Annotated in this window: 13 protein-coding genes; 11 read left to right on the top strand and 2 right to left on the bottom strand. The window is 48.0% G+C overall.

Going from position 1 to position 13,070, the window contains the following annotated elements; translation table 11 throughout:
- Positions 1-71: 71 nt before the first annotated feature.
- From MJB10_RS14220 to MJB10_RS14210, 3 genes are read left to right on the top strand one after another with little or no spacing between them, the layout of a single operon-like run.
- A complete protein-coding gene (locus tag MJB10_RS14220) occupies positions 72-782 on the top strand; it encodes a peptidylprolyl isomerase (protein ID WP_314795616.1) in 711 nt (236 codons plus the stop codon).
- A gap of 51 nt (positions 783-833) precedes the next feature.
- Positions 834-1,493 carry an alpha/beta hydrolase gene (locus MJB10_RS14215; RefSeq protein WP_314795614.1) on the top strand — a complete coding sequence of 220 codons (660 nt, stop codon included), beginning with the start codon at positions 834-836 and terminating at the stop codon, positions 1,491-1,493.
- A 6-nt stretch (positions 1,494-1,499) separates the two neighbouring features.
- Entirely contained in the window at positions 1,500-2,216 is a 717-nt protein-coding gene (locus MJB10_RS14210; protein ID WP_314795612.1) for a YdcF family protein, read from the top strand.
- Positions 2,217-2,267: 51 nt separating this feature from the next.
- Here the strand turns inward: MJB10_RS14210 and MJB10_RS14205 are convergent, their stop codons facing one another.
- Together MJB10_RS14205 and MJB10_RS14200 are read right to left on the bottom strand one after the other, a co-directional pair.
- Positions 2,268-3,137 carry an SDR family oxidoreductase gene (locus tag MJB10_RS14205; RefSeq protein ID WP_314795610.1) on the bottom strand — a complete coding sequence of 290 codons (870 nt, stop codon included), beginning with the start codon at positions 3,135-3,137 and terminating at the stop codon, positions 2,268-2,270.
- 34 nt (positions 3,138-3,171) lie between these two features.
- Positions 3,172-3,978, bottom strand: a complete 807-nt coding sequence (locus tag MJB10_RS14200; protein ID WP_314795609.1) for a GNAT family N-acetyltransferase — start codon at positions 3,976-3,978, stop codon at positions 3,172-3,174.
- A 104-nt stretch (positions 3,979-4,082) separates the two neighbouring features.
- On the opposite strand from MJB10_RS14200, the gene MJB10_RS14195 reads away from it, so the two are divergent.
- The 8 genes from MJB10_RS14195 to MJB10_RS14160 all read left to right on the top strand — a co-directional run bounded on the left by MJB10_RS14195 (position 4,083) and on the right by MJB10_RS14160 (position 13,051).
- Complete coding sequence (locus MJB10_RS14195) at positions 4,083-4,559, top strand: GNAT family N-acetyltransferase (RefSeq protein WP_314795607.1); 477 nt, start codon at positions 4,083-4,085, stop codon at positions 4,557-4,559.
- Between the two features lie 102 nt (positions 4,560-4,661).
- The gene (locus MJB10_RS14190) at positions 4,662-5,636 is read left to right on the top strand and encodes an AAA family ATPase (protein WP_314795606.1); all 975 of its coding nucleotides are present in this window, start codon (positions 4,662-4,664) and stop codon (positions 5,634-5,636) included.
- Between the two features lie 183 nt (positions 5,637-5,819).
- On the top strand, positions 5,820-7,307 hold the full coding sequence (locus MJB10_RS14185) for an FTR1 family iron permease (RefSeq protein WP_314795605.1): 1,488 nt from the start codon (positions 5,820-5,822) through the stop codon (positions 7,305-7,307).
- A gap of 34 nt (positions 7,308-7,341) precedes the next feature.
- On the top strand, positions 7,342-8,508 hold the full coding sequence (locus MJB10_RS14180) for an EfeM/EfeO family lipoprotein (RefSeq protein WP_314795603.1): 1,167 nt from the start codon (positions 7,342-7,344) through the stop codon (positions 8,506-8,508).
- Between the two features lie 19 nt (positions 8,509-8,527).
- Complete coding sequence (efeB, locus tag MJB10_RS14175; protein ID WP_314795602.1) at positions 8,528-9,787, top strand: iron uptake transporter deferrochelatase/peroxidase subunit; 1,260 nt, start codon at positions 8,528-8,530, stop codon at positions 9,785-9,787.
- Positions 9,788-9,964: 177 nt separating this feature from the next.
- Positions 9,965-11,293: a GTPase HflX gene (hflX, locus tag MJB10_RS14170; RefSeq protein WP_314795600.1), complete on the top strand. Its 1,329-nt coding sequence runs from the start codon at positions 9,965-9,967 to the stop codon at positions 11,291-11,293.
- A gap of 28 nt (positions 11,294-11,321) precedes the next feature.
- Complete coding sequence (locus tag MJB10_RS14165) at positions 11,322-12,545, top strand: methionine gamma-lyase family protein (protein WP_397386634.1); 1,224 nt, start codon at positions 11,322-11,324, stop codon at positions 12,543-12,545.
- Between the two features lie 95 nt (positions 12,546-12,640).
- Complete coding sequence (locus tag MJB10_RS14160; protein WP_047676992.1) at positions 12,641-13,051, top strand: MerR family transcriptional regulator; 411 nt, start codon at positions 12,641-12,643, stop codon at positions 13,049-13,051.
- Positions 13,052-13,070 lie beyond the last annotated feature (19 nt).

The following is a 13,070-nucleotide window of genomic DNA, read 5'->3' as shown; positions in this document are numbered from 1 at the left end:
ATCATGCGTGTGCTGTAGGGCTATCCAGCGTTACAGCACCGTTAATTTAAACAATGGAGGAATTACGACAAATGCGCCAATCATCCAAGCTTTTATCGACCAAATGGCTTCTACCCATCACTTTGCTTAGTTTAACGATCCTTGCATCGGGCTGCGGCAATAAGCCTGCTGCGACGGCGACACCAGCATCGACGGCAAAAGCGACAACTCCTGCTGCTGCGACACCAGCCGCTTCTACGACTGCTGGCAAGCAATGGAGCAAAGCGCCTGACATGACGATTGATCCTAATAAAACGTATCAAGCCGAAGTGACGACATCGAAAGGAACTTTCACGATCGACCTTTATGCGAAAGAAGCACCGAAAACGGTGAACAACTTTGTCTTCTTATCGAAGGAAGGCTTCTATAACAATGTTACGTTCCACCGTATTATCAAGACGTTTATGATTCAAACCGGCGATCCGCAAGGGACAGGCATGGGCGGTCCTGGCTATAAATTTGCCGATGAGTTGAAAACAACACACACTTACGAGCCAGGTACGGTAGCGATGGCGAATTCGGGGCCGAACACGAATGGAAGCCAGTTTTTTATTTGTTCCGGAGCGGATTGCGCGTCGTTGAATAAGCAGCCGAATTATACCATTTTCGGTAAAGTCACAGCAGAAGGTTTGGCAACCATTACGAAAATTGCTGAAACACCTGTTGAAATGGGCGGCGAAGCTACACCGAGCAAACCAAAAGAAAAAGTGACAATTAACACCATTTCCATCAAAGAAAAATAAACTAAGAGTAAGCATTGCACCACTATTTCAAGCAGGATAGGAGTGGATCTCATGAAACAGCCATGCTTATTGTTCCATGGATTTACAGGTGGACCTTATGAAGTAGAGCCGCTTGCTCGGCATTTGCGAGAGCGCGGCCAACTATGTGAGGTGCCTATGCTCCCTTGGAATGGGCAGAACCAGCAACAGCTGCTAACGACCCGCTGGGAAGATTGGGTACAGGCAGCGGAACGGCATGCCGAGCAAATGACGGCGACTTACGGCTCTTTTGATATGGTAGGTTTCTCGATGGGGGGATTGCTGGCGGCGTATTTATCCATTCGCTATCCGGTAAGGAAACTGATTTTACTCAATACCGCGGTCATTTATGTGAGTCCAGGAAGACTTCTGAATGTCATTCGGGATGAGTGGAAGTATCAGCGCAAAATCAGTCTTGTGAAGGCCAAATCGACACCGTTGCTTGCCACCTGGCAATTTACACGGTTAGTACGGCACTTGAAACCTGAATTGAGCCTCGTGAATAAGCCGACGCTTATCGCACAGTCGGAGAGAGATCAAGTGATTCATCCTCAGAGCGCTCGCTATATTTACAGCAAGGTCCGAGGTCAACGAGAGCTTCATTGGCATGCGAGATCCGATCATTTAATTTGCTTAAGTGAGGATGCGCCTATGTTGTTCAAGCAAATAAGCGCATTTCTAGATAAGGAGTAGGGAAGGATGACGGTTAAGCCCAGCATGAACAGAAAACAACTCGCGAGCCAACCTCAAGCATCCTCATCTGCCAATAAGAAAGCCAGTTCGCGCAAAGGCATGAAACGATCTCCTATAATGAAGACTTTCGTGCGGTTGTTTCAAGTGGCGCTGGTCGCCTTCGCGATTGTCGTTGCATGGATCATCTTCATTCAGTGGAAAGTGCAGCTAGGGACTAATCAAACACTGCCTAAGCAGGTAGATGTCGGGATCGTACTAGGTGCATCACTGCGCAACGATCTGCCTAGTCCTGGATTGCAAGAACGATTGGACCTAGCCTTGGAGTTGTACAAGCAGGGGCGCTTTAAACAGCTTATCGTCTCAGGTGGCTTGGACCATAATGGCTCCAAGCTAACGGAAGCGGAAGGGATGCGCAACTATTTGGTGAGTCATGGCGTGCCGCAAGGAAGTATTTTCCTGGAGCCGCATGCAACAAGCACGTATGAGAATTTGCTGTATAGCAAATACATTATGGAGGAAAAAGGCTTGGTTAGCTCGATCATCATGACCCATCGATTCCACAGTTCACGGTCACTTGATATTGCCGAAACGATCGGATTTAAGCAGCCGTATGTGTCCTCAACGAAGTCTGATGTGCTCTTCATGCCTTACCATGATGTAAGAGAGACGCTAGCTTATACGAAGTGGTATGGAACGAAGTTGCTGCTTAAGCTAGGACTGTAGAAAAAGCATGACCATTCAGCGGGTAACCGCGAATGGTCATGCTTTTTCAATTCATCCGTTCACGATGGCGCCGCCATTGACGTGAAGAATTTGTCCCGCCATGTAGGAGGAATCCTCACTGGCTAAGAAAACATAGCTGGGCGCCAGCTCGCTTGGCTGCCCTGCGCGTTTCATCGGCGTCGTGGAGCCGAATACTTCGACTTCTTGGGCCGTGAAGGTGGAAGGGATAAGCGGCGTCCAGATCGGCCCAGGTGCGACACCGTTCACGCGGATTCCCTTGGCGTTCAGCTGCAGCGACAGAGAGCGTGTGAACGTAACGATCGCTCCCTTCGCAGCGGAGTAATCGATGAGCTGCTCATGCCCGTGATAGGCTGTAATGGAGGCCGTGTTGATGATGGCACTTCCCGCTTTTAAATGTGGGAGAGCCGCTTGTGTCATATAGAAGAACGAAAAGATATTTGTGCGAAACGTTCGTTCTAGCTGCTCGGGTGTAATATCCGCAATGCTCTGCAACGGATGCTGTTCAGCGGCATTATTCACCAAAATATCGAGCTTGCCGAATGCCTTAACGGCTTGATCGACAACTAGCTTACAGAAATTCGCATCGCCAATATCCCCAGCGACATGCACGCATTTGCGGCCCGCTTGTTCCACATGTCGATGTGTTTCTTCGGCATCGCCATGCTCATTGAGATACACAATCATCACATCGGCACCCTCTTTGGCATAGGCCACGGCGACGGCACGTCCAATGCCACTGTCGCCTCCCGTGATAATCGCAACCTTATCTTGGAGCTTCCCAGCAGGCTTGTAGCTGGCTTTCTCAAATTCAGGCAGTGGATTCATTTGAGATTCAATGCCAGGCTGCTGGTTCTGATGCTGAGGGGGGAAAACGGGCTTCTCTTTCGTCGTGGAAGACATTCCTTACGACTCCTTTCATCCTAAAAATTCCTCCTTAGGATGATACAAGAGAGGGAATATCATACTTCACACGATAATGATAGCCATATACCGATCGATAGCTTAGTTTCTCGTATAAGGTGACTGCAGGCACATTGGATGTGATCACTTGTAAATACTGCTGAGTTGCGCCATTAACCATACTCCAAGCTGTCAGGGCATGAAGTATCGCGTAGCCGTACCCTTTACCGCGGTAAGCTTCATCAACAATGACATTGACGAATCCTGCCCAGTCTCCCTCGACAAGAGCTGTTCCTAATGCAACAACCTGTCCATGTTCCAGCAAGGTAATGAAAGCCTTTGGAGCAGGCATTCGCTCACTTAACCCTCGATAGAAGCTCATACGTGTATCGGGAAATTGTTCGAGTCGTAGAAAAGCCTCCAGCCAAGCGGCTGTTGCCACAGGGGAGATGTCTATTTGGAGATCACTGGCGTCTACATACTGTGACTTTAATCTTTCCTCAGCGAACTGAAGAACGGTTTGACTCTCAGCGGTCATGATCAGACATGGCGTATCAATTACATACCCTTGTTCTTGCAGATAGGCATCCAAGGTTGCGGGTGAAGCGGGACTGATATGAAAAATAGCGGGCAAATCTTGATTATGATAAAATTGTTCAACACGCTGTAACCAATCAGGTTCAGGTGGATATCCGCCTATGGCTAGTACACTATTCGCTCGTTTTGTTACGCCTCTTGAGGCGCGAAGCTGCCATTGGCCTAGGGTAGAACAAGTCTCAGCGGGCCAAGTGTTGGCGGCAATGACATCTAATTGTTCGTAGAAATGTTGTTGCATGACCATGATGGTGACCTCCGACTCCTAATGATACTCATAAATATACATTTTAATGTATAATAATTCAATCCTTTTCCATCTCTAGACCTATGAAATTGGAGGTGTTTGTCATGAACATTCGGTTGCGATCTGCCGTTGCAGGGGATTATGATGCCGTGAACGCGATCATTCGTGAAGGGCAGGATGAGCATGCGGAAGCATTGCCAGATCGTTTCGCAAGACTAGATCAAGTTGTCGCGATGGGGTGGTATCGGAGCTTTTCGAAGCAGCCGAACAAAGAGATCATTGTCGCGGAATGCGGGGACAAGCTCGTCGGCGTTGCCATGCTGGAGATGAAACAAAGCCCGTCGTTCGAGGCGCTAGTCCCACGGACATATGCCTATCTGAACGAGCTGGCTGTTGCTTCAACCCATCAGCGGCAAGGAATTGGGAAAAAGCTGTATACTGCGTCACTAGCATGGGCTCGTGAGCGTGGAGCATCTTCATTAGAACTGAATGTGTGGGAATTTAACGAGCGCGCCCAGCAATTTTATGCATCTGTCGGGATGCGCACCTTGCATCGAATGTTATTCACAGACTTGACTTAACTTACATAAATGATGGACATGATCTTCGGTCTAAAATGAGCCTCTCGCGCGTAGGATGGTGGATACGAACTAATAAACCATCATGTAAACGAGGTGATCCTCATGAGTGGCAGAAGCCTGCCATCCAGACAAATCAACATCGTTTTGCGGCAGCCTGAACCTGGCCAGCGAAGGGCAGCTGAGTCTCCTGGCAGTCAAGCAGGCGCTTCATCCCTTGCCGATGCCGAGCCCGTTCTCACAGGCAAACGATCGCAGATGGAAGGCCCGCTCTCGGATATTTTCAAAGAGCTGAATGGACTCATTGGCTTAGATAATGTCAAAGAATTAGTACATGAAATTTATGCGCTTCTCCAGATTTCACAATTTCGTGCAGAAGCTGGACTGATGAGCAATGCGCATGTGTATCATATGATTTTCAAAGGCAGTCCAGGCACAGGCAAGACAACAGTTGCACGGCTGCTGGGCCGCATGTTTCATGCAATGGGTGTGCTCAGCAAGGGCCATTTCATCGAGGTAGAGCGGGCTGATCTCGTTGGCGAGTATATCGGACATACGGCACTGAAGACGCGCGAATTAATGAAAAAAGCGATGGGCGGCATCCTTTTCATTGATGAGGCCTATAGCTTGGCGCGCGGCGGAGAGAAAGATTTTGGTAAGGAATCGATCGATGCGCTCGTCAAAGGGATGGAAGATAAGAAAAACGAATTTATTCTAATTCTAGCTGGGTATAGTGACGAAATGGAGCAATTCCTGGCGACCAACCCTGGCCTTCCGTCCAGATTTCCGATACAGATTGAATTCGAGGATTATCCGATTGATCAGCTGCTGCAAATAACGGAATTGATGGCCAAAGAGCGCGAATATGTACTCCTTCCGCAAACCCTAGCGAAGCTAAAGCAGCATCTGACAGAGGAAAAAGCGATGACATGGCGTGCGTTCAGCAACGCGCGATATGTACGAAATATTTTGGAAAAGGCGATGCGCCATCAAGCCGTGAGGCTATTAAGTCAGTATGTGAATGCGCCCTCCAAAATTGAACTCATGTCCATTCGCCCCGAAGATGTGAAATTTAAATGAACAGATTGGATAAACCGTTGAACTGACCATAGTTCAATGGTTTTTTCTTTTTAATAAAGGATTGACAGTTTGAAAGAAGGGAGTAAAATATACAGAGAACTATTCTCGCTGATAATGATTATCAATATTAATTCTAAATAAGCCCGTCATAATTGGCTACATAACTGGAAGGGATTGGGGTTCATGAAAAAATGGCTGTTAGCAAGTTGGATGGTGCTGTTATTGCTTGTAGCACTTCCTTTGTCCGTGGCAGCGAAGCCGCAAGATGATCTAGCTAAGGAAGATGAGGGCGTTGTCAAAGCCATTCAGGCGGCAGAGAGCGGGAACGTCGAGCTTGCAACAAAGCTCTTCGAAGCTTTTCAGATCAACTGGTTGTCGTATGAGGATGGCATTAAAAAGGAGTCATTAGCAGCGTATCAAAAAATTGAAGGCGCCATGGGAGAAGCTTCGCTGCAAACGTTGAAGCAACCCGTAGATGCGCAGAAGCTAGCTACAAAGCTTAAGGAGCTTCACGCACTAAACGTGAGTTTTGCGGAAGGCAAGCTCGATGCTTTCGGTTCGGCTGCTAAAAGCGATAAAGCCGTTACGGTCGCCTCCTTGGTTACTTTGCTGGATAAAGCGTTGGATCAAGTGAAATCGAAGGATTTCACAGGTGCCTCGGATAGCATTCAAGAGCTGCGTAATTCTTGGTTACTCATTGAGGGCATCGTACTTACACAATCTTCTTCTGTGTACACCTCGATGGAACGCGATATGGTTACGGCGTATGCACAGCTATCCGCATCACCCGTGCAAGCAGATGAAGCGGCAGTGACGATCGCAAGAATGCATGCTGATTTACAACCGCTAGCTGCAAAGACGAGCTACACGATGTTAGATGCGACTACGATTATTTTACGTGAGGGCCTTGAAGCTTTACTCGTCGTGATTGCTTTGCTTGGTTTTCTAACGAAGTCAGGGCATGGGGATAAGAAGCGTTGGATCTGGTATGGGGTGTTTGGCGGTCTAGCGGTTAGTTTGGCCTTAGGCGTGATCGTTCAGCAGTTATTTTCGGCAAGTGCGTTCGGAAATAACAACTTTCTCATCGCAGGCTGCACAGGCGTATTCGCTGCACTGATGCTGCTCTATATGAGCTACTGGCTGCACAGCAAGTCAAGTGTTTCGAACTGGCAGTCGTATATTCGCAATCAAAGTGTTAAGGCGTTAGCAACAGGAAGTTTGGTTTCGCTTAGTTTTCTTGCCTTTCTTGCGGTGTTTCGTGAGGGTACTGAGACGGTTCTTTTCATGATTGGCATGGCATCATCCATCTCCCTTGCCTCGTTACTCGGGGGAATCGGCATTGGTGTTGGATCGTTACTTATTATTGCGTTCCTTATTCTCAAAGTTGGATTACGTATTCCGATGCGGCCATTCTTCCTAGTCTCAAGTTTCTTCGTTTTCTATTTATGCTTCAAATTTGCGGGGATGGGTGTACACGGGCTTCAATTAGCAGGTTACTTGCCAGCCACAACGGCTTCCTGGTTGCCTAGCTGGGATGTTATTGCCCTGTATCCAACCTTAGAAAGTGCAATCCCGCAGTTCCTATTATTGCTTCTTGCTCTAATTGCAGTCATTGTAGATCGTCGTAAATCCATTCAAATTAGAAACGCGGCACTGCCCAATAAATTCTAATCTTAATTATTTAAAACAGTGGAGGGTTATTCATATGAAAAAAAGTAAACAACTTATTTTGCTTGCAACAGCGACAACGCTTGTCTTGGCAGGATGCAGTAAATCCGAGTCAACGGAAGCTGCAAAAGTTCCATTCAAAGATGGCTCAGCCCAATTCGTTACGACCATTGATACTTTGAAAGGTCAATTGGACGCATCCAAAGTGAAAGATGCCAAGAAAGTTGCAGATCAACTGGAAGATCAATGGGCTAGCTTCGAAGATGAAGTGAAACCGAAGTTCCCGGAATTATATTTTAAAGTAGAGAAGTTTCTGACACCGTTGGAAGCGGGCTTGAAAGAAGACAAGCTAGATCTGCCTACGCTGTCTGCATTAACTAAGAACTTGAAATCAGCTATGACTGAATTGACGACGTCATTTTCTTCGAACACAGGTGCCGTGAACAAAGATACGATTGAGGCTTCTAAGGCGCTGCAGGATGCGGCAAAAGCATACAATGCCTATGTACAAGATCAAGGAAATCAATTGGTTAAGTTGCTAGATGATCTTAATAATGCAATTAAGAGCGGCGACATGAAGAAAGCATCGGAAGCTTATGTGCTGTCTCGTATGCCTTATGAAAGAATTGAGCCGATCATTGAGACGTTTAGTGAACTGGACGGCGTCATGGATGCGCGTGTCGATGATTTCAAGAATGAGAAGGATCCTGCATTCACAGGCTACCACCGTATTGAGTACTTATTGTTCGTGAAGAAAAATGTGAAAGATGCAGAGCCGTTTGCTGCTCAACTACTTGAAGATGGCAAGAAAATGCAGAAAGCCATTGCATCTACAACGATTGCTCCTACAGACTTCATTGCAGGCGTAGGTGAACTGATGGAGGAAGCTCAGTCCAGCAAAATTACAGGTGAAGAAGAGCGTTGGAGCGGTGCTACTGTTCCTGTCATTCGCGCGAACGTAGAAGGCGCACAAGTGATTTATGACTTGGTCAAAGCTGAATTGAAGAAGAAAGACGCAGCGTTAGATGAGAAAATCAGCAAGAGCTTAGCGGCGGTCATCGAAACAATGAACACGTTGTCGCCAGCGGGAGCAACTTGGAATGACTTTGGTAAAATGGAGCAAGTCAAACAAGTCGATTTGAAAAATAAATTAGAAGCACTTGCCGAGCCGTTAGTGAAAATGCCAGGAACATTGAGCAAATAGGGGAAAGAGGTTAAGCGAAATGTCAGATAAAATGAATCGTCGCGCCTTTTTGGGAATGACCGCCGCAGGTGCTGCGGGTGTTGTCCTAGGCGAATTAATGGGGAAAGCTCAGCATGTGCTTCCAACGAATAAAGCAACAGCGAGTACGAACAATCAAACATTGGACTTCTATGGCGAGCATCAGACAGGCGTTGTTACTCCTGCTCAGAACTTTGCGAATGTAGCTGCCTTTGATATCACGACGAATGATGTGAAAGAGCTTCAAACACTTCTGAAGCAATGGACAGAGATGGCTGCTACGTTAATGGCGGGCAAGCCGCTTGCCGTTGAGCCGCAGGATGGAGCTTTTCCACCTACGGATACAGGTGAGCAGATCGGCTTGGACACAGGTAAATTATCCATTACCTTCGCAGTCGGTGCTACATTGTTCGAGAAGGATGGCGTCGATCGATTCGGTCTTCGTTCCCGTAAACCAGCCGGACTTACGGAAATGCCTATTTTTCATAAAGATTCGTTGGAAGATCAGTTGACGCACGGGGATATCGTTGTGCAAGCTTGCTCGGATGATCCCATGGTGTGCTTTCACGCCATTCGGAATCTCTCCAAAGCTTCACGCGGTGTAGCGCATTTACGTTGGCAGCAAACGGGGCAGTTAGGCGTGAAATCGCAAGGGACGAAACGGAACTTGTTCGGTTTCAAAGACGGCACAGCGAACCCGTCATTGCTGGATGAGGCTTTTATGAAAAATAACGTATGGATCAACGCAGGTGATGGTGCTTCTTGGCTAGCTGGCGGGACTTACATGGTCGTTCGCCGTATTCAAATGCGCATCGAAACCTGGGACCAGCAGTCATATTCGGACCAAGAGGAAATCATTGGCCGTCAGAAGGTATCTGGTGCTCCGATGGATGGAAAGAATGAATTTGATACCCCGCAATTTGCAGAGGATCCGAAGGGGGAGGTTACACCGCTGGATTCACACATTCGATTATCGAATCCACGAACAGGTGAAAATTCTGAGCGTGAGCGGATCCTGCGTCGCGGATATAACTTCATGGAAAATTTGGACAGCGTTGGTCGCATGAGTGCAGGTCTGCTGTTCGTCTGCTTCAATCGAAATTTGCAAACACAGTTTGAATCGATTCAGAAGCGTTTGACGAATCCAAATTTGCCAGACAAAATGTTATCGTATACGGAAACCAAAGGTGGAGGGTACTTCGCAGTTCTGCCTGGTGTCCCAAGGAAGGGCGCCTACTTGGGCCAAGCTTTATTTGAGTAATGATGCGAGTCTGATTGGGGGTTGTCCTAGTTGCAGAGTCTTCTGCAACGGGATAACCCTTTTTTTTCACAGAAGGAGTCGGTTATAACTGAATTTTCCTGCGGGGCAAATTGACTTTCCATACCATTTCCTCCACAATGATGAGGGAATAAGTGGCAAGGTAAAGGAGACATATACATGAAAACAACTTCACATATGGTTGAAAAAGATATCGATGACCGCGCTATCCTTGTAAGCCTGGTTACGCAGAAGCAGAAAAAGAATGAGCTCTTAGCCGAGTATTCGTTAGAAGAACTCGTCAAGCTAGCTGAAACGGCCGGTGTCCAAGTTCTGGAAACGATGACTCAGAACAAGGAAACGAAGGATACCAAATGGTTTATTGGGAAAGGGAAAGTAGAAGAATTGAAGCTTCGTCTTGAGGAGCTTGGGGGCAACACAGCAATTTTTGATCAAGAGCTTTCGGGCGCCCAAGTGCGCAATCTAGAAGCAGCGCTTGATGTGAAAATCATCGATCGTACGCAGCTGATTTTGGATATTTTCGCGCAGCGCGCCAAAACGCGTGAAGGGATTATTCAAGTTGAGCTTGCGCAGCTCAGCTACCTATTGCCGAGGCTTTCGGGACAAGGGAAGAATCTTTCACGGTTAGGCGGTGGGATTGGAACGAGAGGTCCAGGGGAATCCAAGCTGGAAACCGATCGCAGACATATTCGTGGACGTATCGACGAGCTGAAAGCGCAGCTGGAAGAGGTCGTTCGTCATCGTAATCTGCATCGGGAACGACGCAAGAAAAGCGGCGTATTTCAAGTCGCCCTAGTTGGGTATACCAATGCAGGGAAGTCGACGTTATTGAAACAATTAACACAAGCTGACGTCTATATCGAGAATCAGCTTTTCGCAACGTTAGATCCGACTTCACGAACGATGGTCCTGCCAAGCGGCAAAGAAATCGTGTTAACCGATACCGTAGGATTTATTCAAAATCTCCCGCATGATCTGGTAGCATCGTTCCGCGCAACTTTAGAGGAAGCGAATGAGGCTGATCTGATTCTCCATGTGGTGGACAGCTCAACCGATATGCGAAACGAGCAAATGCGTGTCGTTGCTGAGGTGTTAGAAGAGCTTGGTGCCCATCAGAAGGAGCAGATTACGGTATTTAATAAGATTGATCTATGTTCGCCAGCGGAGCGTGACATGCTCTCTGCCGAAGGTGAGTTCATGAAGATGAGCGCATACACGCCTGAGGATCTGGAGCGTCTTCGCATTACGATCGAAAATAAGCTGATGGGAGACAGCAAAGAGTTCCGTATTCCAGCGAATAAAGGGGATATTATCGCCTTGATGTATCGCATTGGTGAAGTATTGGAAACCGATGTTGATGGAGAAGATATGGTGTTCAAAGTTCGAGTAAATAAAGACGATTACGTCAAAATGGCTTATTTATTAGTTGACTATGATCAGCAGCTCGCGCAGCCAGAGCAGGAAGAGAACGAGGGAGAGAGCTACTAGGATGTATTTCGGGGAAAAAGTAATGGGAATGATGGAAAAGGCGGAACAGCGCTCGGAACGTGCCTTTCGCCACATTGAACAAACGATAGACCGCAATCAATGGAAAGTGATACATGCTTTCCAAACGCATAAAGTGAGCGATTATCATTTCGCCTCATCCACGGGCTATGGCTATAATGATCGCGGACGTGAAGTGTTGGATCTCGTCTATGCGGATGCAATGGGCGCTGAAGCGGCCCTCGTTCGCCCGCACTTCGTGTCGGGTACGCACACGATTGGAACGGCCTTGTTCGGCGTACTTCGCCCAGGCGAACATTTACTTTACATAACCGGTAAGCCTTATGACACGTTGCATAAAGTGATCGGAAAGCCTGGCGATGGCACAGGCTCCCTGCAAGACTTCGGCATCGCTTACAGCGAGGTAGCGCTGCTTGAAGATGGATCGCCTGACTGGTCGGCGATCCAAGCAGCCATTCAGCCGAACACGAAGGTGATCGGCATTCAGCGTTCCCGCGGCTACTCGTGGCGGCCGTCGTTCACGGTCGAGCAAATCGGTGAAATGGTCCGATTTGTCAAAGAAATCAACCCCGAGCTCATTGTCTTCGTCGACAATTGCTACGGTGAATTCACCGAGGAGCGGGAGCCGACGCAAGTTGGCGTCGATCTCATGGCCGGCTCGCTGATCAAAAACCCCGGCGGAGGCATCGCCCCTTCGGGCGGCTATATCGCCGGGCGGCGCGACCTCGTCGAGCTTGCCGCGTATAGACTCACCGCCCCTGGTATCGGGGGCGAAGTTGGAGCCATGCTCGGTGCGACGCGAGCCATGTTTCAAGGGCTATTCCTTGCCCCGCATTTGGTGGGGCAGGCGGTCAAGGGCTCGGTCTTCGCGGCAGCAATCTTTGAAGACCTTGGCTTCGAAAGCAGTCCGCGCTGGGATACCCAGCGGACGGACCTGATTCAGGCGATCCGCTTCACGTCCGCGGAGCACTTGATCACCTTCGTGCAGGGCATCCAGAAGGCGGCTGCTGTCGATTCGCATGTCGTCCCAGAGCCATGGGACATGCCTGGCTATGAGCATCCCGTCATTATGGCTGCGGGAACTTTCATTCAGGGAGGCAGTCTTGAGCTGTCGGCAGATGCCCCGATTCGTGAACCTTTTATCGCCTATATGCAAGGAGGCTTAACCTACTCACACTGCAAGTTAGGTGTACTAACGGCAATCCAACATATGGAAGACAAGGGATTACTGTGAAAATTTCGAAGGTGAACAAACCTGACACTCCTTGACACGTTTTTGTTAGAAAGGTACAATAAGGATGAGGTACTTACTGACCAGGAGTGATTAGCATGAGTGATGAAATACGTAGGAATATGGCGTTGTTCCCCATCGGGATCGTCATGAAGCTGACTGATTTGACAGCCAGACAAATTCGTTACTATGAACAGCATGAACTGATTATTCCAGCGCGTACAGCTGGGAATCAGCGGCTTTACTCATTTAATGATGTCGAACGACTTCTTGAGATTAAGGATTTGATTGAGAAGGGCGTTAACATCGCAGGTATTAAACAGGTGCTTATCCCTGTGGATAAGGATTCTGAGGATGCTACGATCCTTAACGAGCACACAGAAGTGAAACGTAAGGAATTAACGGACTCCCAGTTGCACAAAATGCTTAAGCAACAATTGATTGGCGGCGGTAAACGTCCAGATCAAGTTTCCTTGATTCAAGGGCAGCTTTCCAGATTTTACAAATAGCAAGAAGAATCGCTTAACA

The sequence above is a fragment of the Paenibacillus sp. MBLB1832 genome (assembly GCF_032271945.1).
Lineage (GTDB): Bacteria > Bacillota > Bacilli > Paenibacillales > NBRC-103111 > Paenibacillus_E > Paenibacillus_E roseopurpureus.
The sequence above is the reverse complement of the archived record's forward strand: the minus strand, read 5'-3'. Positions and strand labels throughout refer to the sequence as shown.